Here is a 21,832-nt window from a genome sequence, read left to right as displayed (position 1 = left end):
CTGGATGCCAAGGATAACGAACATGGGCAAGCGATTTGCGCGAACCGCGCCGATGGGACACACGCTGCTGGGCGTGGTGGCGCTGACCTCGACTCACGCCTTCGCGCAGAGCGAGGCGCTGCCCTTCGAGGCGCTCGACTGGCAGCCCTACAGCCGAGAAGAGGCCGCCGGCCAGCTGTGCCGCGGGCGCTACGTGATGCCCGGCTACCGGCTGCCCGGCGAAGCCGACCCCGAGACGCTGTCGGTCGAGACCGCGAGCGCCGACTATGCCCAGGACGGCGAGGCGCTCCTGCGCGGCGATGTGGTGCTGCGCCGGGGCGACAGCGAGCTGCAGGCCGAGCAGGTGTTCTTGCCGGGCAGCCGCGAGCAGGTCGATGCCGAGGGGAATCTAGTGCTGCGCAACGGCCAGGCGCTGGTGCGCGGTGACCAGGCGATGCTGCGCCTGAACGAGGACCGTGCCACCGTCGACAACAGCCACTACGTGCTCTACGAGTCGCACCTGCGTGGCCAGGCCGCACAGCTCGAGCAGACCGGCGAGAACCAGTACCGTCTTCACAGCGCGAGCTTCACCACTTGCGATCCGGGCGAGAATACCTGGGAGCTGGTGAGCAGCGACATTCGCCTGAATCAGGCCGAGGGGTTCGGCACCGCGCGCAATGCCCGGCTCAAGGTCAAGGACGTGCCGGTCTTCTACTGGCCCTGGGTGCGCTTTCCGCTCGACGACCGGCGCCATACCGGCCTTCTGTGGCCGACGCTTGGCTTCTCCACCGACGGGCTCGACTACGCCCAGCCGTTCTACTGGAACATCGCCCCCAACCACGACGCCACCATCACGCCGCGCTTCATGAGCGACCGGGGGCTCTTGCTCAACGGCGAGTACCGCTACCTGTTCGAGCAGAGCCAGGGCATGATCGAGGGTGGCTACTTGGCAAACGATGGGGGCACCAGCACCGGCGACAACCGCTTCGAGGGCGAAGATCGCTGGTACATCGACGCCCAGCACCAAGGGCGAATGAACCCGCGCAGCAACTATGCGCTGCGCTATGGCGCGGCCAGCGACGGACGCTACTTCGACGACTTCGGTGCCGAGTTCGGGCGCAGCGACCGGGTCGCGATGGAACGGCTGGCGCAAATCGATTACCGCGGTGATCTCTGGCAGCTCGACGCTCGTGCCCAGGGTTTCCAGCGTCTGGAGGACCCGCTCAGCGACAGCGACAAGCCCTTCTACCGGCTGCCGAGTTTGACCGCCAATACCACCGACTGGCAGTTCGGTGGAGGCTTCTACGGCCAGTGGCGCTCCAACGCCACCTACTTCTGGCGCGACATCGACGAGACCCTGGTGCCCGAGCGCGAGGCCGCTACCGGCTCGCGGCTTCACCTGACCCCGGCACTGGGCTGGCGATTCGAGCGGCCCTGGGGCTACATCGAACCGCGCACCGAGCTCTGGAGCACCGCCTACGAGCTCGACTACGGCGCCCTCGAGACCGACCGCGCCACGTCCCCCACCCGCAACGTGGCGATCACCTCCATCGATGGCGGCCTGGTGTTCGAGCGCGAGCTCGACCTGGGCAGCCGCGGCTATCGCCAGACCCTGGAGCCACGGCTCAACTACGCGTTCGTGCCGCGCACCGATCAGACTCAGCTGCCGGAGTTCGACAGCCGCGAACGGGCGTTCTCCTGGGACCAGCTCTGGTCGCCGCACCGCTTCTCCGGCGCCGACCGGGTGGGCGATCTCAACCGGATTTCCTACGGAGTGCAATCGCGGCTGATCGAGGATGCCAACGGGCGCGACCGGCTCACCTTCGGCGTCGGCCAGAGCGCCTACTTCGCCGAGCGGCGCATCGATGCAGACGGCGACCCGGACACCCTGCCGGATCGCCCGGAGGAGAACCCCTTCGTCAACCCCCAGAGCCGTTATCAAGCCACGCGTGACCGCTCGCCGCTGGTCACCCGCCTCGATTGGCAGATCACCGATCGTTTCAGCACCGGCTACGAATGGCTCTACGACGACCAGCGCGAGCAGACCGAACGCTCCTCGGTCGACCTGCGCTACCGCCACCCCGAAGGCCATGTAGTGAACCTTGGCTACCGTTGGGAGATCGAAGGCTTCGATCCGGGCGTGATACCCGGTGACGACGGCTTTCGCGACTACAGTCGCGAGGAGTGGGATCTCTCGGTGGGCTACAAAGCCACCCCGCAGATCGACCTGATCGGTCGCTACCTGTACGACCAGACCAACGACCGGGCGCTGGAGCAGCTCGCCGGCATCCAGTGGAACGACTGTTGCTATGGCGTCCAGGTGGTCTGGCGCGAGTGGATCGACGACAACGATACCGCCCAGGTCGGCGATGATTTCAGCGATCGCGGTCTGTTTCTGCGCTTCGTCTTCCGCGGTCTCGGCGGCGTCGGGCAGGGCGCGAACACCTACTTCGACCAGGCGATCCCGGGCTACCGTCCCACCGCGCTGTAACATTTTCATCACGAGCCCCGCTGTCACTGGATGGCGATGACGAGAGAGTTTTCTATGACGATGCAACACAGCCTACCGCTACGAGCTCTGTCCAAGCGCGCCAGACGGTTATCCGTCGGTGCTACCCTGGCGCTGTGCCTGGGCGCGAGTGCGGCGATCGTGAGCGATGCCGTTCACGCCCAGACCTTCCAGTCCTCCCAGCGCCAGGCGCTGGATAGTGTGGCGGCGGTGGTCAACGACGGCGTGATCATGAAAAGCGAGCTCGAGGATCGGGTACGCCAGATCGAGCAGCAGGCCAATGCCCAGGGCGGCCAGTTGCCGCCGCGCCGCCAGCTCGAGGAGCAGGTGCTCGAGCGCATGGTGCTCGACGAGATCCAGCTGCAGATGGCTCGCCAGGCCAACCTGAGCGTCGACGACACCCAGCTCAACCGCCAGCTCAGAAGCATCGCCGAGTCCAACGGCATGACCCTCGATGCCTTCGCCGACGCCGTCGAGGCGGACGGCATGAGCCTGGCCGAGGTGCGCGAGGACGTGCGCCGCGAGATTCTCATGCGCCAGGTCCAGCAGCGCCAGGCCCAGCAGCGCGTCAACATCAGCGAGCGCGAGGTCGATCGTTTCCTCGAGCAGCAGGGCGGCCAGCAAGGCCAATCGTTCATCGAGGAGAGTCAGGCACGTCATATCCTCGTCGAGCTGACGCCCACGCGCAGCGAGGAGCAGGCCCGTGCGCGCGCCGACGAGGCCCGCGCCCGACTGCAGCAGGGCGAGGCGTTCGCCGCCGTGGCCCGCGAGTACAGCGACGACAGCGGCAGCGCCATGAACGGCGGCGAGCTTGGCTGGGTGCGCCCGGGCCAGACCGTACCCGCCTTCGAGGAGGCGATGAACGCGTTGAGCCCGGGCCAGGTCTCGGCGCCGGTGCGCTCCCAGTTCGGCTACCACATCATCGAGGTGGAGGACCGCCGCCGCCAGGACGTCACCAGCGAGAGCCGTCGCGAGCAGGTACGCCAGGCGATCTTCCAGCGTCGCGCCAACGAGGAGCTGCAGAGCTGGCAGCGCGAGATCCGCGAGCAGGCCTTCGTGGACATCCGCCTGTAATGAGCGCGGTGACGCCGCTGCTGATCACCACCGGCGAGCCGGCCGGCATCGGCCCGGAGCTCGTGCTGATGCTTGCCGCCGAAGGCCGGCTGGGAGCGGACGTCGTCGCGGTGGGTGATCCGACCATGCTGGCCGAGCGCGCCGCGCGGCTCGGCCTCGAGGTCGAGATCGTCGTCGCCGGCAGAGGCGAGCCCGCCGCGCACGGGGCGCACCTGGCGGTGATGCCGGTGGTGCTGCGCGCGCCATCGACCCCCGGCGTGTGCGATCCCGCCAATGCCGCCTACGTGATCGAGACGCTGGCTCTCGGCGTACGCGAATGCCTGGCGGGGCGGGCTGGAGGGATCGTCACCGCGCCGATCAGCAAGGCCGCGATCGTCGAGGGCGGCTACCCCGGCTTCACCGGCCACACCGAGTGGCTGCGCGATGCCTGCGGCGTCGACGAGGTGGTGATGCTGCTGGCGACCGAGTGCGCCCTGCACGCCCAGGCGCCGGACTGGCGCGCCAGCCGCGATCTTCGCGTGGCGCTGGCGAGTACCCACCTGCCGCTTCGCGAGGTGGCGGATGCGATCACTTTCGAGGGCCTGACGCGGGTGGCGCACATCCTGGCCCGTGACCTGACCCGCCAGTTCGGTATTGCGTGCCCGCGCATCGCCGTATGCGGGCTCAACCCGCATGCCGGCGAGGGCGGGCACCTGGGTCGCGAGGAGATCGATACCATCATTCCTGCCATCGAACACCTGCGCGGCGAGGGACTCGACGTGCGCGGCCCTTACCCTGCCGATACGCTGTTCACCCCGCGCCACCTCGCCGAGGTGGACGCGGTGCTGGCGATGTATCACGACCAGGGGCTTTCGGTGCTAAAGTATGCAGGGTTCGGTCAGGCCGCCAACATCACCCTGGGCCTTCCCCTGGTGCGCACCTCGGTGGACCACGGCACCGCGCTCGATCTGGCCGGCAAGGGCGTGGCCAGCGCCGAAAGCCTGGCGGTGGCGGTCAGCCTCGCTCGACGCCTGAGCGCGCGCGCCAAAGTGCCGTTGTCCTGATGCCGACACCCTTCGCTCTACGTTAAAGCCCATTCAAGGATCTTCGTTAGATGTCTCAAGCGCCCCTTCAACACCGCGCCCGAAAACGCTTCGGTCAGAACTTTCTTCGCGACCTCGGCATCATCTCGCGCATCATTCGCGCCATCGGGCCAGCGAAGGGCGACCGGCTGATCGAGATCGGCCCGGGCCAGGGAGCATTGACCGCGCCGCTTCTCGAGGCCACCGGCGAGCTTGAAGTGGTCGAGCTCGACCGCGACCTGATCCCGGGGCTGCGCGTGCAGTTCTTCAACTACCCCGGCTTCGTGATCCATGAAGGCGATGCGCTGAAGTTCGACTTCAAGGCGCTCAAGGGCGACGGCCCGGCGCTGCGCGTGGTGGGAAACCTGCCCTACAACATCTCCACGCCCCTGATCGTGCATCTGCTCGGCATGGGTACGGCGATTCGGGACATGCACTTCATGCTGCAAAAGGAGGTGGTCGAGCGCCTGGCCGCCGAGCCCGGCGGCACCGACTACGGGCGCTTCACGGTGATGGCGCAGTACTACTGCCAGGTGGAGCAACTGTTCATCGTGCCGCCGGAAGCCTTCGTGCCGCGGCCCAAGGTCGACTCCGCCATCGTGCGCCTGACCCCTTTCGATACGCTGCCGCATCCGGCGAGCGACCCGGCGCTGCTGTTCGAGCTGGTCAAGCTTGCCTTCGGCCAGCGGCGCAAGACCCTGCGCAACAATCTCAAGGGACGGGTGAGCAGCGAAACCCTCGAGGCGCTCGAGATCGACCCGGGACGTCGTCCTCAGACGCTGACGGTGGCGGAGTACGTCAAGATCGCCAACCACGTCGCCCAGGCAGAAGCGCTCGAGGCCGAGCGGGGAGAGCAAGGGTGAGCCAGCTTGCGATCGAGGTCAGCGTCACGCCGGAGTATCGCGCCGAGGAGTCCAGCGACAGCGAGGCGCGCTACGTGTTCAGCTACACCGTCACGGTGCATAACCAGAGCCCGCACAGTGTCCAGCTGATGGCGCGCTACTGGAAGATCACCCAAGGCAGTGGCGATGCCCAGGAGGTACGCGGAAAGGGCGTGGTCGGCCAGCAGCCGCTGATCGGCCCCGGCCAGCGCTTTCGCTATACCAGCCGGGCGATCCTGCAGACCCCGGTCGGGGTGATGGAGGGCGCCTATACGCTGCTCGACATCACTACCCAGCGCGCCTTCGACGTGCCGGTCGTCGCGTTTCGACTTGCCGCTCCCAGCAAGCTCCACTAGGCACACTTGAGCGCCTCGTCCAGGTGAACGCTCAGACGCAGGGCGAGCTGGACGATGGTCAGCGTCGGATTGGCGTGACCCGCGCTTGCGAACACGCTGGAGCCTGCCACGTACATGTTCTGCTGGGCGAACAGGCGGCAGTTGCGGTCCACTACGCCTTGTCGCGGGTCATCGCTCATGCGCGTTCCGCCCATGTGGTGGCGCCCGGCGATCTCGCCCTCCTCGGGAAGCTCGACGGGCTCGCGCACCAGCCAGTCGGCGAGCAGCACCCGGCCAATATCGCGCTCGAGCAGGTACTCTCCCAACAGCAGCAGGCTTTCGCGGATGGTGTGGCGATCCAGCGCCGACTGCTGCCACACCAGCCGGCTCTGCGGCACGCCGAGGGCGTCGCGGGTGCTTGCAAGCTCCACCGCGTTGGCGAAGCGTGGCTCCTGCTCCCAGGCGGCGCGCAGGTAGACGCCGTGCATCACGCGCCCCCGGGCTCGGCGCGCGGCGATCTCCGGCGCCAGCGCCGGGGCCTGGCGGCAAAGCGCCTCGACGAGCTCGGCAGTGGCCTCCGGCGCCATGCGATGCAGGCGCAGCCCGCAGTTGAGGATGCCGCGCTCGCCCATCGCGTCGGCGGTCGGCGAGAGGTAGACGTTGTAGTCGCGCTCAAGCCCGAAAACGGCGGGCTCGAACAGCAGCGCCTGGCCGATGGTGGCGTGGGGATGCTCCATCCAGTAGCGCCCGAGCGTGGTGTCGTCGGGTACCAGGCGCTGGCCGCTTTGCTGGTTGCACCACAGCAGCAGCCGCGAGTTCTCGATGCCGCCGCAGGCGAGCACGAAGGTACGCGCCCGCACCCGCTTGCGCCGGCCGTCGAAGTCGCTGAAGGTGGCTGCCTCGACGCGCTCGTCGCCCACCTCGAGTCCCACCAGGTTGGCGGTCAGGCAGTAGGTGAGCGTGTCGAGCCCGTTGAGGGTGGCCGCGAACTTGTCCTTCATGCGGGTGGGAGGCCCGAGCGAGAAGTGGATGCGGGAAAGCTGGGCGCCGTCGACGGGTACGTCGGCAGGGATCGTCTCCAGGTCCAGCAGCGCGGCGGCGGCGGTGAAGTAAGGATCCAGCGCCTCACGGCCGATCGGCCAGCGGGTCTCGGGAGCGGCGGGCCTGGCGGTGAAGTCGATGGCATCGAGCGGTCGGCACACGCCTCCCCAGTGATTGGTCGACCCACCCAGGTAGCGAAGCCGGGCGCTCTCCAGCGGCAGGTAGGTGTCGCCGACGTTCTCGCCGCGATAGAGCGCCTGAGAGCGCTCGCTGAAGGAAGCCTCGCCGCCTTCGCAGAGCAGCACCCGGTGGCCCTGCTGGGCGAGCGTCATGGCGACGGTGATCCCCGCCGCCCCGGCGCCGATCACGCAGCAGTCGAACGGCGCGTTCTCGTCCAGCGCATCGAAGGGCAGGTACATCAGCGCCGCCTGCCGGCAAGATCGCTTTCGCGCAACAGCCAGCCGCCGCTCAGACGTGGCCCCGGCTCGCTGCTCGCCAGGGCGTCGGGCACCGGTACCAGCGCAGCGCAGGTGCCCAGCGCAAGTGCCTTCAGCACGCTTCGACGCGCCGGATCCTGAGCGGTGGGTACGGGTATCGGTTGGGGTTTCGAGTCGTGGATGGGTAACATGAGGCCCGCTTCGTTCGTTGTAGGAGTTCGTCGTGCTGGGTCGCTTGCGCTATCGTGCCCGCTTCTCCTTTGTACCCAAACTGGTCGCCCTGGCGCCAGCAAAAGCGCTTTTATCCACTCATTTTTTAACGATCGACAGGTGTTGACATGACCACATACGCCATCGGCGACCTGCACGGCTGTCACGCGGAGTTCGTCGAACTGCTCGAGGCGCTCGACTTCAGCCCGGCCCGGGACACGCTCTGGCTGGTCGGTGACCTGATCAACCGCGGCCCCGGCTCGCTCGAATGCCTGCGGGAGGTGAAAGCCCTGGGGAACGCGGCGCATTGCGTGCTGGGCAACCACGACTTCCACCTTCTGGTAGCCGCTCGCGGCGGCGGTCGTCTCAAGCGTCGCGACACCCTGGAAGGCATTCTCGCCGCCCCGGAGCGCGAGACGCTGCTCGACTGGCTGCAGGCGCAGCCGCTGGCGGTGGCTGAGGGCAATACGCTGATGGCCCACGCCGGAGTGCTTCCGAGCTGGAGCCGGGAGGCGGCGCTGGGTTACAGCCGTGAAGTGGAGGCGGCGCTTGGCGGTGAGCACGCCGGTCGATTTCTCGAGGCGCTCTACGGCGACGAGCCGGCGCGCTTTCATGCCGACCTCGACGGCATGGATCGGCTGCGCGCGCTGGTCAACGTCTTCGCCCGCATGCGCTTCATTCGCGCCGACGAGACCCTCGATTTCGCCGCCAAGGAGGGCCTCGACAGCGCCCCGCATGGTTTCCATCCTTGGTTTCAGTATCCGCGCGGCGATACGCTGCGCCTGCTTTTCGGCCACTGGGCGGCGCTCGAGGGCGAGACGCCCGGTGCGCGCATCGATGTCCATGCCCTGGACACCGGCTGCGTGTGGGGCGGGGAGCTTACCGCGATGAACCTCGAGACCGGCGAGCGCACCTCGGTGCCGAGCCGCCAGGTGGGAGGCTGACATGGCTAAAGACGACGATGTGCTCGACGGCCTCGAGGTCTACCGAGTGGGCGGGGCAGTGCGCGACGAACTGCTCGGCTGGCCGGTGTTCGACAACGACTGGGTAGTGGTCGGCGCCACCGCAGAGGAAATGACTCGGCGCGGCTTCAAGCCCGTGGGCCGCGATTTTCCCGTTTTCCTGCACCCGCAAAGTCTCGAGGAGTACGCCCTGGCGCGCACCGAGCGCAAGGCCGGGCATGGCTACACCGGCTTCGAGGTGCACGCAAGTCCGGAGGTGACCCTCGAGGAGGATCTTTCCCGCCGGGATCTGACCATCAACGCCATTGCCCAGGCGCCGGAGGGCACGCTGGTCGACCCCTTCGACGGTCAGGCAGACATCGCCCGGCGCCTGCTGCGCCACGTCTCCTTGGCGTTTGCCGAGGACCCGCTGCGGGTGCTGCGCACCGCGCGCTTTCTGGCCCGCTACGCCGGGCTCGGCTTTCGCATCGCCGACGAGACCCTGGCGCTGATGCGAGCCATGAGTGCGCGAGGCGAGCTTGCGCACCTGGCCGCCGAACGGGTCTGGGTGGAGACCGAAAAGGCGCTCAAGGAGCCCACCCCGGAGCACTATTTTCATGCCCTGAAGGCGTGCGACGCGCTCGAGAGCTGGTGGCCGGGGCTCGCGGCACGCCTTGATGCGGCGCTGGCGCTTCTGCCCCGAGCGCCTTCGAGCCACGCGCCACTCGAGCACTGGCGCATGGCGCTCATGGCAAGCGCGCTGGACGAGGCCGGGCGCGAGGCGCTGATCGCGCGGCTGCGTCTGCCCAATGCCGTGGCCGCGCTGTGCCGCCAGGTGGCGCTGACCCGGGCGCTGGTGGCGACGCCGCTCGACGCCGAGGCGGTGTTTCACTGGCTCGAGCGGCTGGACGCCTTTCGCAAGCCCGAGCAGGTTAAAGCTCAGCTGGCGCTGGTGAAGACGCTCTCGCCGGAGCGGGCGCCGCCGCTTGCCCGAGCCTTCGAGAGCGTGCGCAAGGTGAATCCCCAGGTGTTGATGGCCGAAGGACTTTCCGGCGGCGAGCTCGGCCGCGCGCTGCGCACCCGGCGCGAGACGGCGGTGGTAGCGGCCGTCGAAGGAGGCTAATGGGGAAGGTCGCTAGGGCGAGAGCACGATGCCGCGCCAGCGAAACGCCACCGGCCAGAGGCGCTGGCCGCTGAAGTCGGCGCGCTCGAAGAGCGTCTTGTAGGGCGTCTGGCAGCAGGGGTGGCGCTGGTCGGGCAGAAGCTCCGCCAGCGGTGTGAGCACGAAGGCACAGGTGGTGATGTCCGGGCGCGGCAAGGTGATGCCGTCAACCTGAGCGCAGGTGTCGCCGACGCTCAGCAGGTCGATGTCCAGCGCCTTGGGGTGATGCCCGCCCGCCGGGGCGTCGGCGTGGCGCGCCTCCAGATCCTTGGCCCAGGCGGCGATTGCCCCCGGCGCCCAGTCGCTTTCAAAGGCCACCACGGCGTTATGGAAGTTGGTGGGACTGCTGATGCCGACCGGCTCGCTTTCGAACACCCGTGATACCTTGAGCGCGCCAAAAGTCGCCTCCAGAGCGTCGAGGCAAGCACCGAGGTGGATGTGCGGGTCGGCGTTGCTGCCAAGGCCGAGGCAGACCAGGTTCACGGCGTCTCGCCCGCCGGGCCGTCGGGCCACTCGCCGCGCTCGATCACCAGACCCACGCTTTGGGCGGCGGGCACGGCAGCGGGCTTGCGTACCGCCAGGCGCATCCAGGTGATGGGGAACTCGCGGCGCAGGCAGTCGCACAGGCGCTCGGCGAAGGTTTCGATCAGGGAGAACTGGTGTTCGTGCGCGAAGCGCTGGATTCGCTCGCTGATCGCGGCATAATTCAGGGTCAGGGCAAGATCGTCGGTGGCGGCCGCCGGGCGGATGTCGGTGGCCAGCGTCACGTCGAGGCGCAGCGACTGGGTGATGGTGCGCTCCCAGTCATACACGCCGATCACGGTGTCGATGTTCAAGCCTTCGATTAAAATACGGTCCATGCGTCTTACCCCCTCTCGATCAGGGAGCATTGTACGTGACCCACCCGACAAGCGATACACGACGGCGGTCAGGGCCGTGATGCAAGCGCTCGGCTGGATGCTGCTGGGCTACCTGAGCGGCAGCTGTCTGGCGGCCCCCTGGGTGTGCCGGCTGGCGGGCGTGGCCGACCCGCGCGGCAGCGGCTCCTGCAATCCGGGCGTGTCGAACGTGCTGCGTCTCTACGGGCCGCGCCTGGCCTTGGCGACGCTGGCCCTCGATGTGGCCAAGGCGATGCCTGCGGTGGCGGCGGCCAAGAGCCAGGGGCTGCCGATCTGGGTACAGGGGGCGGTGGGGCTGGCGGTGCTCCTGGGCCACAGCTACCCGCTGTGGCACGGGTTTCGCGGCGGCAAGGCGGTGGCCAGCGCCTTTGGCGTGCTGCTGGTGCTGGTGCCTTGGGTGGCGCTTTCAAGCTCCCTGCTCTGGGCGCTGTGTGCCTGGCGGCTGCGCACCGCTGCCGCGGCCTCGCTGATCAGCGCCGTGGCCGCGCCGCTGATCACGCTATGGCTCGCTGCTGACTATGTCCTGGTGGTGAGCGCCTTCACGCTTCTGGTCGGTCTGCGCCACGCACTCAACATCCGCCGGCTGCGTCGCGGCGAGGAGCCTGGGCTTTCCGATCGCTAGTCACTCGGCGGGCGGCGCCAACTGGTCCAGCGGCCAGCGGGGCGTGGCCTGCATCAGCCCTCGAGTGTCACGCTCGCCGGTGGCCAGGCGCTGGGCGCCCACGTAGGCGATCATGGCGCCGTTGTCGGTACAAAAGCGCGCGCGGGGGTAGAAGGTCTTCGCACCGCGCTTTTCGATCTCGACGGCCAGGCGCTCGCGCAGGCGCGTATTGGCGCTGACGCCGCCGGCCATCACCAGCCGCTTCAGGCCGGTCTCGTCGAGCGCCCGGCGACACTTGATCACCATGGTATCCACCACCGCCTCCTCGAAGGCGCGGGCGACGTCCGCGCGGGCCTGATCGTCGAGGACGCCATCGGCCTCGAGCTTCTTGAGCGTGGTCAGGGTGTGGGTCTTGAGCCCGGAAAAGCTGAAGTCGAGTCCGGGGCGGTCGGTCATCGGGCGCGGAAAGCGAAAGCGGGTCGGGTCGCCCTGCTCGGCGAGTTTCGCCACCCGTGGCCCCCCGGGGTAGGCCAGCCCCAGCATCTTGGCGGCCTTGTCGAAGGCCTCACCCGCAGCGTCGTCCACCGACTCGCCGAGCAGCCGGTAGCGCCCGAGCCCCGCGACTTCCACCAGCTGGGTGTGTCCGCCGGAGACCAGGAGCGCGACGAAGGGAAAGGCCGGGGCATTCTCCTCAAGCATCGGCGCGAGCAGATGCCCCTCCATGTGGTGTACGCCGAGCACCGGAACGCCCAGCGCCCAGGCCATGCCGTGGGCGGTACTCGCGCCCACCATCAGCGCGCCCACCAGCCCCGGGCCTGCGGTGTAGGCGATGCCGTCGAGGTCGCGCTTTTCAAGCCCGGCCTCACCCAGTACCTGGTCGATCAGCGGCAAGAGCTTGCGGGTATGGTCTCGCGAGGCGAGTTCCGGTACCACGCCGCCGTACTCGGCGTGCATCGCCACCTGACTATAGAGGGCGTCGGCCAGCAGTCCTTCACCCGCCGGAAGGCGGGTGTCGAAAAGCGCCACGCCAGTTTCGTCGCAGGAAGTTTCGATGCCGAGCACTCGCATAGGGAATCTCTGTAGAAGATGGTGAAAATGGCGTCGATTTTATCACGCCGAGAACGCTGGCGTGACACGCATTTGCCCGCCCGGCCGCGGTTGACGGTGCATAACGCTCGACTAGGTTTAGTGGAGATCGCCCACCGTTCAAGGAGAAGAGCGTAATGTGGAACCAGTTCAGCATGACCCGACGCCGGCTGCTCGGTGCCATGACCGCCCTGGCAGGGTCGGGGTTGATTCCCGGCGCCTACGCCGGGGAGGCTTCGGGCGAGAGCGATGCGGACGCCGCGAGCGAATCGCCCAGGCGCTGGTGCATCAGGAACGCCACCGTGCTGACCATGGAACCCGGCCGGCCGCCGCTCGAGAAAGCCGATGTCTGGGTGGTGGACGAGCGCATCGAGGCAATCGGCGAGAAGCTCGATAGCGAAGACAGCGAGATGATCAACGGGGAGGGCTGCATCGTCATGCCGGGGCTGGTCGATACCCACAACCACATGTGGCAGACCCAGATGCGCGGCATGTTCGGGCAAACCGAAGGCAGCCTGTTCTTCCCGCTGACCAACCGGCTGGGCGAGCATTTTCGGCCGGCGGATACCTGGGTAGGCGAGTACCTCGCGGCGATGGAGAACGTCGGCGCCGGCATCACTACCAGTGTCGATTTCTTTGACAATAATCGCGGCCCGGAGCATGCCCAGGCCGCGCTCGAGGCGCTGGCGGCCTCCCCCTTGCGCGCGCGGCTGATGTTCGGCAACGAGAGCAAGACGTCGGGCAATTCGATCGATCTGGAACACCTGCGCGAGCTGTACGACGGCTGGGAGCGCTACGCCGAGCGTGGGCGGCTCTCGCTGGGTCTGGCCTGGCGGCTACCGAGCGATCTGAGCGATCAGGACGCGATGGCCATGAAGCGTCGCGAGTTCGACGCCGCCCGCGAGATGGAGCTGCCGATCGCCGTGCATGTCAGCGGCGAGGAGCATCACGCCATGTTCCAGCGCCTCATCGACGGCGAGTTCCTGGTTCCCGAGCTTCAGGTGGTGCACGCAACGAATGCCCGCGAGGAGCATCTGGACGCCTTGCTCGAGGCCGGGTCGAGCCTTGCGCTCACGCCGATCACCGAGCACCGGGTGGGCTACGGTCTTACCCGGCTCTCTCATTTCGAGCGCCTCGAGCGGCTGGGGCTTGGCATCGACGGCAACGCCCTGGCCGGGCGCGGCGACATGTTCGAGGTGATGAAGCACGCCGCGCTGACCGAGCTCGGCGCAAGTGAAGACCAGACCGGTATCAACTGCGAGCGGATCGTGTCACTCGCCACCCGGATCGGTGCCGAGTCGATCGGTATGAGCGATCAGGTCGGTACGCTCACGCCGGGCAAGCAGGCGGACCTGATCATGCTCGATACCCGTCGAGCCAACCTGGGCATGCTGCCCACCGAGCCCTACGCCTTCGTGGTGTTCGCCGCGACGCCAGCCAACGTGTCGCTGGTCTCGGTAGGCGGGCACATCGCCAAGCGCGATGGGCAGCTCGTGGATATCGACGAGGACGAGCTCGCCTCGCGCATCGACGCGTCGCTATCGCACCTGCGTGACTACCTGTGAGCGCTGCCAGGCGGGGGCGTCGGTTGCAAAATGGCGCGGTCGCGACTAGACTACCTGGCGCTGTAAAAAATGGGTCGTACACTGTATCTGCAGACGTCGCTTTCGGCGTGGTATTAAGCGGTGTGCGCACTATCCGAACCAAGACTCCTTAAGGTAGGTGAGTGCTTAATGCCTTCTGTAAAAGTACGTGATAACGAGCCGTTTGACGTCGCCCTGCGTCGCTTCAAGCGTTCTTGCGAAAAAGCCGGCGTTCTTTCCGAAGTACGTCGTCGTGAGCATTACGAGAAGCCGACTGCCGAGCGCAAGCGCAAAGCGGCTGCGGCCGTGAAGCGTCACGCCAAGAAAGTCCAGCGTGAGCGCAAGCGTTTCGAACGGCTCTATTGATCCGTACCTAGAGACGCCTTTCGTGGGTGTCTCGAGAGGGATGCCAAGCGGCCGCCGTCAGGTGGCCGTTTGTTTTTAGACAGATCGTCTTGATAGATTGTAAGAAAGATAGATCGCCAAGAAAGATAGACAGCCGACGAGTGGTGTAACCCAAGCTTTTCTTGGGTTAGGCCATTAAGTCCTTGCGCGGAACCCACCATTCATGGCCGGACAGATCCCACAGCGCTTCATCGATGATCTTCTGGACCGCACCGACGTGGTCGAGGTGGTGGGCGAGCGCGTGCAGCTCAAGAAGGCCGGGCGCAACTACTCGGGTTTGTGCCCGTTCCATCAGGAAAAGACCCCCTCCTTCACGGTCAGCGCCGACAAGCAGTTCTACCACTGCTTTGGCTGCAGCGCCAACGGCAATGCCCTGCGCTTTCTGATGGAGTACGACAAGCTCTCGTTTCCCGAAGCGGTGGAGCAGCTCGCCGGCCGCCTCGGGCTCGACGTGCCCCGCGAAGGCGGCGACGACCCCAGGGCGCGCCAGCGCGAGCAGAAGCGCAAGGAGGCGGTAAGTCTTCTGGAATTGGCCGCGAGCTTCTACCGCGAGCGCATGAAGATGCAGGAGGGGGAGGCCGCCAGGCGCTATCTGGACGGGCGCGACCTGTCGAAAGAGGTGATCGCTACCTACGGCATCGGCTACGCGCCGGATGGCTGGGAGGCGCTCAAGCAGCACCTGAGCGCCAAGGGCGTGAGCGAGGAGGTGCAGGTCGAGTACGGCCTGCTGGTCCATCGCGAGGAGACCAATCGCACCTACGACCGCTTTCGCGACCGGGTGATGTTTCCCATTCGCGATCTGCGCGGGCGCACCATCGCCTTCGGCGGGCGCATCATGGGCGATGGCCAGCCGAAATACCTGAACTCCCCGGAAACGCCGGTCTTTCACAAGGGGCGCGAGCTCTACGGGCTCTACGAGGCGCGCCAGGCGGTCAGCAAGCTCGAGCAGTTGATCATGGTGGAGGGTTACATGGACGTGGTGGCGCTGGCCCAGTACGGCATCCACAACGCCGTGGCCACGCTCGGCACTGCGACCACGGAGGACCACCTGCACCGGCTGTTCCGTCTGGTCAACCGAGTGGTGTTCTGCTTCGACGGCGACCGCGCCGGACGCCAGGCGGCGAGCCGGGCTCTCGAGACGGCGCTGCCGCAGATGATCGATGGTCGCGAGGCGCGCTTTCTATTCCTGCCCGAAGGCGAAGACCCGGATTCGCTGGTGCGCCGCGAGGGCGAGCAGGCCTTTCAGGATCGCGTCACCTGCGCGATGCCGCTCTCCGAGTTCCTCTTCGAGCAGGCAGCTCAAGGACGCGACCTGAACACCGTGGAAGGGCGCGAGCGTTTTGCCAGCCAAGTGCTCCAGGCGCTCGAGCGGGTGCCCGAGGGCATGCTCAAGTCGCTGTTGCTCGAGGCGCTCGCCAAGCGAAGCGGGCTCTCGCGGGAAGAGCTCCAGGGGCTTCTCGCCCGGCGCGCCCCGGCGCCCGTGGTCGCGCCCGAAAGCGCTATGCCCTTGCCCGAACAGGCGCCGGTTCAGGCCGCGCGGACGACCAGGCCGAAGGCGCTCGGGCGGGTGCTTTCGAGCGTCGAGCGCATCGTCCAGCTGCTGCTTCACGAGCCGCGACTGGTGGAGTCGCTGCCGGAAGGCTTCGACTGGCTGCCGGACGATAGCGCCCACGGGCCGCTTTGCCGCGAACTCGTGGCGCTGTTGCGCGCCGGGCGCTACAAGAGCCCCCAGGTGGTACTGGCGCACTTTCAGGGAAGCGAGGAGGGCGAGGTGCTGGCCGAGCTGGCCCGGCGGGAGCTTCTGATCCCCGGTGCTACCCGTCAGGCGGAGCTTACGGGGCTCGTCGAGCATCTCGTCGGCAAGCAGCGCAAGCGCTCGCCGGAAGAGGAGTACAACGCGCTGCTGGCACTCGAGCGTTCGGGACAGAAGCTCGACAAGGCGCAGCGGCAACGTTTGGCAACGCTGGTGGTCGAACTCACTCGAATGCGTTGACACAGGCGCCAGCAACGGTGCCCGAGGCCAGGGGAAGGCGAATGGGGCGGCAGGCGGGGTTGAACTCCCGTCGGCCACCTCCATATAGGAAAGCATAGGGGCCTTGAAATGGCCTAACCGAATAACCTAACACACCTGAATCACGGCGCAAATACGTTTAGCTGGGAAAAGTGCAGCAAATTACGCTATAATGGGCGGCTTGTTGAGTTTCATCGATTCAGCGCCCCAGGTGTTTCATTCTTCTTCGTCGAGATAGGGTTTCTATGGCTGGAAATGCGCAGCAGCAGTCACGTCTGAAGGAGTTGATCGCGCGCGGCAAGGAGCAGGGTTACCTGACCTATGCCGAGGTCAACGACCATCTACCCGAGGATATCGCCGACCCGGATCAAGTGGAAGACATCATTGGCATGATCAACGACATGGGTATCAGTGTCGTTGAGGAAGCGCCGGATGAAGACACTTTGATGATGTCGGATCACTCCACGGACGAGTCCGCTGCGGAAGAGGCCGTCGCGGCCCTTGCCGCCGTGGAAAGTGACGTCGGTCGCACGACCGACCCGGTGCGCATGTACATGCGCGAAATGGGCACGGTCGAGCTTCTGACCCGCGAAGGCGAGATCGAGATCGCCAAGCGGATCGAAGAGGGTACCCGCGAGGTGATGTCGTCGCTCGCGTACCTGCCCGGTGCGGTCAGCTCCATTCTCGATGCCTACGATGCTACCCAGGACGAAGAAGCACCGGGTCGGCTGTCGGATCTGTTCTCAGGGTTCATCGACCCGGACGAAGGCATTCCTGGCGTTGCCGAAGCCGAAGTGGCCGAACCCGAGGTTGATACCGAGTTGTCCGATGACGACGACATCGACAGCGACGGTGACGACGACGAAGAGGACAACACCGCAAGCGAAGGTGGTCCGGACCCGGAAGAGGCGCGCGCGCGTTTCGAGCAGATTCGCGAGCAGAACGCTGCCGTGGCGGCGATGCTCGACAAGCACGGTCGCGGCAGCGCCGAACTCAAGTCCGAGCAGGCGCGTCTGGCGGAGCTGTTCTCGCCGATCAAGCTCGTGCCCAAGCACTTCGAGCGTCTGGTCGGCCAGGTGCGCATCAGCGTCGAGCAGGTGCGCAACCAGGAGAAGACGGTGATGCAGCTGTGCGTGAAGAAGGCCAAGGTGCCGCGCAAGCTGTTCATCAAGTCGTTTCCGGGCAACGAGTCCGACAAGAGCTGGCTCGATCGTTTCCAGCAGGAGCAGCCCAAGTACGCCGATCGCCTCGAGCCACTGCGTGCCGACATCGCTCGCTCTCAGCGCAAGATCGCCTTCGAGGAGGACATGGTGCAGCTCACCGTGACCGACCTCAAGGAAGTCAACCGCAAGCTCTCGATCGGCGAAGCCAAGGCGCGTCGCGCCAAAAAGGAGATGGTCGAGGCCAACCTGCGTCTGGTCATCTCGATCGCCAAGAAGTACACCAACCGCGGTCTGCAGTTCCTGGATCTCATCCAGGAGGGCAACATCGGCCTGATGAAGGCGGTGGACAAGTTCGAATACCGTCGCGGCTACAAGTTCTCGACCTACGCCACCTGGTGGATTCGCCAGGCGATCACCCGTTCGATCGCCGACCAGGCGCGCACCATTCGTATTCCGGTGCACATGATCGAGACGATCAACAAGCTCAACCGCGTGTCGCGCCAGATGCTCCAGGAAATGGGCCGCGAGCCGACCCCGGAAGAGCTCGGCGAGCGCCTCGAGATGCCGGAAGACAAGGTGCGCAAGGTACTCAAGATCGCCAAGGAGCCGATCTCCATGGAGACGCCGATCGGCGACGACGACGACTCGCACCTGGGCGACTTTATCGAGGACGGCACCATGCTGCTGCCGATCGATCTGGCTACCGGCGAAGGTCTGATCGAGGCGACCCGCAACGTGCTGGGTGGTCTGACCGCTCGTGAGGCCAAGGTACTGCGCATGCGTTTCGGCATCGACATGAACACCGACCACACCCTCGAGGAAGTGGGCAAGCAGTTCGATGTCACCCGCGAGCGTATCCGCCAGATCGAAGCCAAGGCACTGCGCAAATTGCGCCACCCCAGCCGCTCGGAGCCGCTGCGCTCGTTCCTGGATGAGTGAGTAGTGAATGATAAGTAGTGAATCGTGAGCCGCAAAAAACCCGCCGTTTGGAACGGCGGGTTTTTTTATGCGCGGGCGAGGCGTTTATAAGGTGTAGTAGGTCGGTGCGCCCGGCCCGACCGGCAGGCCGAAAACGAACACCCAGACGAAGAACAGCACGCTCCACCCCACCAGCATGAACAGCGTGTAGGGCAGCATCAGCGCGACCATGGTGCCGATGCCCATATCCTTCTGGTAGCGCGAGGCAACGGCCAGGATCAAGCCGAAATAGCTCATCATCGGTGTGATCAGGTTGGTGGTGGAGTCTCCGATCCGGTAGGCGGCCTGGATCACTTCCGGGGCGTAGCCCATCAGCATCAACATCGGCACGAAGATCGGCGCGGTCACCGCCCACTGGGCCGAGGCGCTACCCAGCGACAGGTTGATGAAAGCGCACATCAGGATGAACAGCGCAAAGAGCCCCGGGCCACTGAGCCCCAGCGAATCCAGCAGGCTGGCACCGGCTACCGCTGTCACGGTGCCGAAGTTGCTCCAGTTGAACAGCGCCACGAACTGCGCGGCGAAAAACACCAGCACGATATAAAGTCCCAGCCGGCTCATGCTCTTGGCCATGGCGTCGACCACGTCGCGGTCGGTGTGCATGGTGCCGGCCAGGCGCCCGTAGACGAAGCCGAGCAGCGTGAACGACACCGCCACGATCACCACGATCCCGCTCAGGAAGGGCGAGCCGCCGATGGTCCCGGTCTCCTGGTTGCGCAAGATGGCGTTTTCCGGCACCACCAGTACCAGCAGCACGGCGACGATGGCGAGCATCGCAAGGCCGGTGCCCTTCAGCGCGCGCTTTTCGATGGGCTCGAGCGTGACCATCTGCTGGTCATCGATCTCGTCGCTGGCCTGCGTCGCGTCGAACTTGCCGAGCTTGGGCTCGACGATGCGTTCGGTGACCAGCCCGCCGATCAGCGTGACGACGAAGGTGCTCACGAACATGAAGAACCAGTTGGCCTCGGCGCCCACGGTGTAGGCCGGGTCGAGCAGCTGTGCGGCCTCCTGGGTGATGCCTGAAAGCAGCGGGTCGACGGTGCCGATCAGCAGGTTGGCGCTGTAGCCACCGGAGACACCGCAAAACGCCGCCGCCAGCCCCGCCAGCGGGTGACGCCCCAGCGAGTGGAAGATCATCGCTGCCAGTGGAATCAGCACCACGTAGCCAAGCTCCGCGGCCATGTTGGAAAGAATGCCGGCGAACACGATGGCGTAGGTGACGATGCGCGGCGAGCGGTTGAGCACAAGTGAGCGCATGGTGGCCGAGATCAGCCCGGAGTGCTCGGCCACGCCCACGCCGAGCATGGCGACCAGCACGGTACCGAGCGGCGCGAAGCTGGTGAAGTTGGTGACCATCTCGGTGATCAGGCGGCGCAGGCCATCGGCGTTGAGCAGCGAGTTGACCGCGATCCACTCGCCCTCGTTGGCCGGGCGCGGGTCCGCTACCGAGACACCGAGCGCACCGGCGATGCCGCTGGCCAGCACCACCAGCACGCACAGGATGGCGAACAGGGTGACCGGGTGGGGCAGAAGGTTGCCAAGCCACTCCACGGTGTCGAGAAAGCGCGTGAAGGCGCCGCGCCGAGCGGGTTTGCCGGCGTTGTTGTGGTTATCCATGAGGCGTCGGTATCCATCGAGAGTCGAGAGGGTTGAAAAAGGGTGAGTCGAAGGACACTACGGACAAGCTCGGGGTGGCGCAAATCGCTTTACGCATAGGGGTATATAAAAAATGAAACGCCGCCCGGGAGGGGCGGCGCTGGGGTCGTGGTACCGGGGTGGCGTCAGAGCAGTGTCTGAGACGCCTTGCGCCTCAAGTGCATGCGTCGTGCCAGCAGCAGAAGTTCCAGGGTGGCGAACAGGATCAGGCTGTAGCCCAAAAGCTCGACGACCTCTTCGGCGGCATCCTTGAAATCGCGTACGTAGTTGTCCTCGAGTACCGCCTGCCAGAAGATGCTGCGCCCATAAAGGCGCGAGAACACATAGGTCGTCAGTACGCCGCCGGCGAACAGGCCGAAGGCGAAAGTGTTGCTGTAATGGCGAAACTCGTCGAGAAACGCGTGGCGCTTGATCACAATCCAGGCGATCGAGGGAATCACGATCAGCGCGACCAGAATCTTCCAGGTGTGGCGAGCAACGTACTCGTCCAGAAAGTAATCCTGCTCGCGCACCAGCGACGAGGCGATGAAGGCGAAGAGCAACAGCGTCACCGTCGGCCAAACCTTCAGGACATGGCGAACGTAAAGCAGCATCAGACAGCATGTGGCGAGCACGGCGGTCTGGGTCAGCTCGGTGAAGCCGTATTCGCTGAAGCGAAGCTCCGGCATGTAGAGCGCCTCCAGGTAGGCGCCCTGGGTGATCGCCGCGATGAACAGCACGTAAAGAATGGCGCGCATGAGTGTCGTCTTGAAGTCGATAGGCCAGTGGGGTGGGGGGAGTGACATCGAGTATCCTTGCTAACTATAGCGTAGGCTATAAACATTCATTGATGAATGTTGCATTATATCGCTCTTGAAGCGCGCCCGCACGCCGATATCGCTTTCCTTGCATGTCCCAAGGCGCGGCGAGGGCATGCCGCTTCCCGCAGCTACCGGCGTCCAGGCAGCTGCGCCTCGAGATGGGTGGCCAGGTAGTCGACCAACTGGCGAATCTTGGGAGAAAGATGGCGGTGGCGCGGATAGACCGCCCACACGGCGGTGTCGTGATGCTGGAACGGCTCGAGCACTGCGACCAGTTCCCCGCTTTCAAGGTAAGGAGCCACGTAGTAGTCCGGAAGCTGGGCAAGGCCCAGCCCCTTGAGCGCGGCATCGAGAAGGGCCGGGCCGGAGTTGCCGCTCCAGCGACCTTCGAGGCGCACTTCGCGGCGCTGGCCGTTGACCTCGAACAGCCAGAACGGCCGCGAGCCTAGAAGGCACGGGTGCTGGTTGAGCTCGGCAAGGGTGTGCGGCCGGGGCGCCTGGCGAAAATAGTCGCTGGCGCCCACGATGTACTCGCGGCGCTCGCAAAGACGCTTGGCGATCAGGCTCGAATCCTTCAGCACCCCCATGCGAATCGCGATATCGAATCCCTCGTCGATCAGTTCGACCGCGCGATTGGTGAAGTGCATGTGCACTTCGAGCTCTGGGTGCAGGCACTGGAAATCGTTGACCAGCGGCGCGACGAAGCGCTCGCCGAAGGTGGTGGCCGCCGTAAGCTTCAAAAGTCCGCTGGGCCGGGCCTGCAGCTCGTTGATCGCCTGTTCGGCGTCGCGCAGGCCATCGAACAGGTGGCGGCAGTGCTCGACGTAGATCGTCCCGGCATCGGTCAGGCGAATCTGACGCGTGGTGCGATAGAGAAGCTGTATGCCGAGCTGGTTCTCGAGCTGGCTCACCAGCCGGCTGGTATGCGAGGTGGACACTTTCAGGTGGCGCGCTGCGGCAGAGAAGCTGCCGAGCCTCACCACTTCGACAAAGGCCTCGATTCGGTCCCAACGCTGCATG

The 21,832-nt window shown here is 65.9% G+C and carries 20 protein-coding genes; 12 read left to right on the top strand and 8 right to left on the bottom strand.

The window, feature by feature from the left end; genetic code table 11:
- Positions 1–22: 22 nt before the first annotated feature.
- From GEV37_RS06990 to apaG, 5 genes are read left to right on the top strand one after another with little or no spacing between them, the layout of a single operon-like run.
- The gene (locus GEV37_RS06990) at positions 23–2,470 is read left to right on the top strand and encodes an LPS-assembly protein LptD (RefSeq protein ID WP_227389510.1); all 2,448 of its coding nucleotides are present in this window, start codon (positions 23–25) and stop codon (positions 2,468–2,470) included.
- Positions 2,471–2,524: 54 nt separating this feature from the next.
- Positions 2,525–3,562 carry a peptidylprolyl isomerase gene (locus tag GEV37_RS06985; protein ID WP_227389509.1) on the top strand — a complete coding sequence of 346 codons (1,038 nt, stop codon included), beginning with the start codon at positions 2,525–2,527 and terminating at the stop codon, positions 3,560–3,562.
- On the top strand, positions 3,562–4,605 hold the full coding sequence (gene pdxA / locus GEV37_RS06980; protein WP_227389508.1) for a 4-hydroxythreonine-4-phosphate dehydrogenase PdxA: 1,044 nt from the start codon (positions 3,562–3,564) through the stop codon (positions 4,603–4,605). The genes GEV37_RS06985 and pdxA overlap by 1 nt, the downstream gene beginning before the upstream one ends.
- Before the next feature lie 50 nt (positions 4,606–4,655).
- A complete protein-coding gene (gene rsmA, locus GEV37_RS06975; protein WP_227389507.1) occupies positions 4,656–5,486 on the top strand; it encodes a 16S rRNA (adenine(1518)-N(6)/adenine(1519)-N(6))-dimethyltransferase RsmA in 831 nt (276 codons plus the stop codon).
- Positions 5,483–5,860: a Co2+/Mg2+ efflux protein ApaG gene (gene apaG, locus GEV37_RS06970; protein WP_227389506.1), complete on the top strand. Its 378-nt coding sequence runs from the start codon at positions 5,483–5,485 to the stop codon at positions 5,858–5,860. The genes rsmA and apaG overlap by 4 nt, the downstream gene beginning before the upstream one ends.
- Here the strand turns inward: apaG and GEV37_RS06965 are convergent.
- Positions 5,857–7,299, bottom strand: coding sequence for an FAD-dependent oxidoreductase (locus GEV37_RS06965; protein ID WP_227389505.1), 1,443 nt, complete (start codon positions 7,297–7,299; stop codon positions 5,857–5,859). The two genes, apaG and GEV37_RS06965, sit on opposite strands and share 4 nt — an antisense overlap.
- Positions 7,299–7,508 carry a hypothetical protein gene (locus GEV37_RS06960; RefSeq protein ID WP_227389504.1) on the bottom strand — a complete coding sequence of 70 codons (210 nt, stop codon included), beginning with the start codon at positions 7,506–7,508 and terminating at the stop codon, positions 7,299–7,301. Before GEV37_RS06960 ends, GEV37_RS06965 begins: the two co-directional genes overlap by 1 nt.
- A gap of 147 nt (positions 7,509–7,655) precedes the next feature.
- Here GEV37_RS06960 and GEV37_RS06955 point away from each other — a divergent pair, with 147 nt between their 5' ends.
- Positions 7,656–8,471: a symmetrical bis(5'-nucleosyl)-tetraphosphatase gene (locus GEV37_RS06955; protein WP_227389503.1), complete on the top strand. Its 816-nt coding sequence runs from the start codon at positions 7,656–7,658 to the stop codon at positions 8,469–8,471.
- Between the two features lies 1 nt (position 8,472).
- Positions 8,473–9,591, top strand: coding sequence for a tRNA nucleotidyltransferase/poly(A) polymerase-related protein (locus GEV37_RS06950; protein WP_227389502.1), 1,119 nt, complete (start codon positions 8,473–8,475; stop codon positions 9,589–9,591).
- A gap of 12 nt (positions 9,592–9,603) precedes the next feature.
- Here GEV37_RS06950 and folK read toward each other — a convergent pair whose 3' ends face one another.
- Together folK and folB are read right to left on the bottom strand one after the other, a co-directional pair.
- On the bottom strand, positions 9,604–10,113 hold the full coding sequence (gene folK / locus GEV37_RS06945; protein ID WP_227389501.1) for a 2-amino-4-hydroxy-6-hydroxymethyldihydropteridine diphosphokinase: 510 nt from the start codon (positions 10,111–10,113) through the stop codon (positions 9,604–9,606).
- The gene (folB, locus tag GEV37_RS06940) at positions 10,110–10,490 is read right to left on the bottom strand and encodes a dihydroneopterin aldolase (protein WP_227389500.1); all 381 of its coding nucleotides are present in this window, start codon (positions 10,488–10,490) and stop codon (positions 10,110–10,112) included. The genes folK and folB overlap by 4 nt, the downstream gene beginning before the upstream one ends.
- Before the next feature lie 79 nt (positions 10,491–10,569).
- Here folB and plsY point away from each other — a divergent pair, with 79 nt between their 5' ends.
- The gene (gene plsY, locus GEV37_RS06935) at positions 10,570–11,151 is read left to right on the top strand and encodes a glycerol-3-phosphate 1-O-acyltransferase PlsY (protein ID WP_227389769.1); all 582 of its coding nucleotides are present in this window, start codon (positions 10,570–10,572) and stop codon (positions 11,149–11,151) included.
- Here the strand turns inward: plsY and tsaD are convergent, their stop codons facing one another.
- Positions 11,152–12,198 carry a tRNA (adenosine(37)-N6)-threonylcarbamoyltransferase complex transferase subunit TsaD gene (tsaD, locus tag GEV37_RS06930; protein ID WP_227389499.1) on the bottom strand — a complete coding sequence of 349 codons (1,047 nt, stop codon included), beginning with the start codon at positions 12,196–12,198 and terminating at the stop codon, positions 11,152–11,154.
- A gap of 155 nt (positions 12,199–12,353) precedes the next feature.
- Here tsaD and GEV37_RS06925 point away from each other — a divergent pair, with 155 nt between their 5' ends.
- From GEV37_RS06925 to rpoD, 4 genes are all read left to right on the top strand, one after another.
- Positions 12,354–13,781 (top strand): amidohydrolase family protein, encoded by a 1,428-nt coding sequence (locus GEV37_RS06925; protein ID WP_227389498.1) that lies wholly within the window; start codon positions 12,354–12,356, stop codon positions 13,779–13,781.
- Between the two features lie 168 nt (positions 13,782–13,949).
- Positions 13,950–14,165, top strand: coding sequence for a 30S ribosomal protein S21 (gene rpsU, locus GEV37_RS06920; protein ID WP_227389497.1), 216 nt, complete (start codon positions 13,950–13,952; stop codon positions 14,163–14,165).
- A 202-nt stretch (positions 14,166–14,367) separates the two neighbouring features.
- Positions 14,368–16,197 (top strand): DNA primase, encoded by a 1,830-nt coding sequence (gene dnaG / locus GEV37_RS06915; RefSeq protein ID WP_227389496.1) that lies wholly within the window; start codon positions 14,368–14,370, stop codon positions 16,195–16,197.
- A gap of 263 nt (positions 16,198–16,460) precedes the next feature.
- A complete protein-coding gene (gene rpoD, locus GEV37_RS06910; RefSeq protein ID WP_227389495.1) occupies positions 16,461–18,317 on the top strand; it encodes an RNA polymerase sigma factor RpoD in 1,857 nt (618 codons plus the stop codon).
- Between the two features lie 84 nt (positions 18,318–18,401).
- Here rpoD and GEV37_RS06905 read toward each other — a convergent pair whose 3' ends face one another.
- From GEV37_RS06905 to GEV37_RS06895, 3 genes are all read right to left on the bottom strand, one after another.
- Complete coding sequence (locus GEV37_RS06905) at positions 18,402–19,973, bottom strand: AbgT family transporter (RefSeq protein ID WP_227389494.1); 1,572 nt, start codon at positions 19,971–19,973, stop codon at positions 18,402–18,404.
- Positions 19,974–20,137: 164 nt separating this feature from the next.
- Complete coding sequence (locus GEV37_RS06900) at positions 20,138–20,797, bottom strand: hypothetical protein (protein WP_227389493.1); 660 nt, start codon at positions 20,795–20,797, stop codon at positions 20,138–20,140.
- A 143-nt stretch (positions 20,798–20,940) separates the two neighbouring features.
- Entirely contained in the window at positions 20,941–21,831 is an 891-nt protein-coding gene (locus tag GEV37_RS06895) for a LysR family transcriptional regulator (RefSeq protein WP_227389492.1), read from the bottom strand.
- Between the last annotated feature and the right edge of the window lies 1 nt (position 21,832).

It is taken from the genome of Vreelandella malpeensis (assembly GCF_020622355.1).
GTDB lineage: Bacteria > Pseudomonadota > Gammaproteobacteria > Pseudomonadales > Halomonadaceae > Vreelandella > Vreelandella malpeensis.
Note: the sequence above shows the minus strand (reverse complement) of the source record. Positions and strands in the feature narration are given on the sequence as shown.

Coding starts and splice junctions, on each gene's coding strand:
- GEV37_RS06925 (WP_227389498.1), top strand. CDS start 12,354: ATGTGGAACCAGTTCAGCATGACCCGACGCCGGCTGCTCGGTGCCATG.
- dnaG (WP_227389496.1), top strand. CDS start 14,368: ATGGCCGGACAGATCCCACAGCGCTTCATCGATGATCTTCTGGACCGC.
- rpoD (WP_227389495.1), top strand. CDS start 16,461: ATGGCTGGAAATGCGCAGCAGCAGTCACGTCTGAAGGAGTTGATCGCG.
- GEV37_RS06950 (WP_227389502.1), top strand. CDS start 8,473: ATGGCTAAAGACGACGATGTGCTCGACGGCCTCGAGGTCTACCGAGTG.
- pdxA (WP_227389508.1), top strand. CDS start 3,562: ATGAGCGCGGTGACGCCGCTGCTGATCACCACCGGCGAGCCGGCCGGC.
- GEV37_RS06960 (WP_227389504.1), bottom strand. CDS start 7,508: ATGTTACCCATCCACGACTCGAAACCCCAACCGATACCCGTACCCACC.
- plsY (WP_227389769.1), top strand. CDS start 10,570: ATGCAAGCGCTCGGCTGGATGCTGCTGGGCTACCTGAGCGGCAGCTGT.
- tsaD (WP_227389499.1), bottom strand. CDS start 12,198: ATGCGAGTGCTCGGCATCGAAACTTCCTGCGACGAAACTGGCGTGGCG.
- GEV37_RS06895 (WP_227389492.1), bottom strand. CDS start 21,831: ATGCAGCGTTGGGACCGAATCGAGGCCTTTGTCGAAGTGGTGAGGCTC.
- rpsU (WP_227389497.1), top strand. CDS start 13,950: ATGCCTTCTGTAAAAGTACGTGATAACGAGCCGTTTGACGTCGCCCTG.
- rsmA (WP_227389507.1), top strand. CDS start 4,656: ATGTCTCAAGCGCCCCTTCAACACCGCGCCCGAAAACGCTTCGGTCAG.
- GEV37_RS06985 (WP_227389509.1), top strand. CDS start 2,525: ATGACGATGCAACACAGCCTACCGCTACGAGCTCTGTCCAAGCGCGCC.
- GEV37_RS06990 (WP_227389510.1), top strand. CDS start 23: ATGGGCAAGCGATTTGCGCGAACCGCGCCGATGGGACACACGCTGCTG.
- folB (WP_227389500.1), bottom strand. CDS start 10,490: ATGGACCGTATTTTAATCGAAGGCTTGAACATCGACACCGTGATCGGC.
- GEV37_RS06965 (WP_227389505.1), bottom strand. CDS start 7,299: ATGTACCTGCCCTTCGATGCGCTGGACGAGAACGCGCCGTTCGACTGC.
- GEV37_RS06905 (WP_227389494.1), bottom strand. CDS start 19,973: ATGGATAACCACAACAACGCCGGCAAACCCGCTCGGCGCGGCGCCTTC.
- GEV37_RS06900 (WP_227389493.1), bottom strand. CDS start 20,797: ATGTCACTCCCCCCACCCCACTGGCCTATCGACTTCAAGACGACACTC.
- GEV37_RS06955 (WP_227389503.1), top strand. CDS start 7,656: ATGACCACATACGCCATCGGCGACCTGCACGGCTGTCACGCGGAGTTC.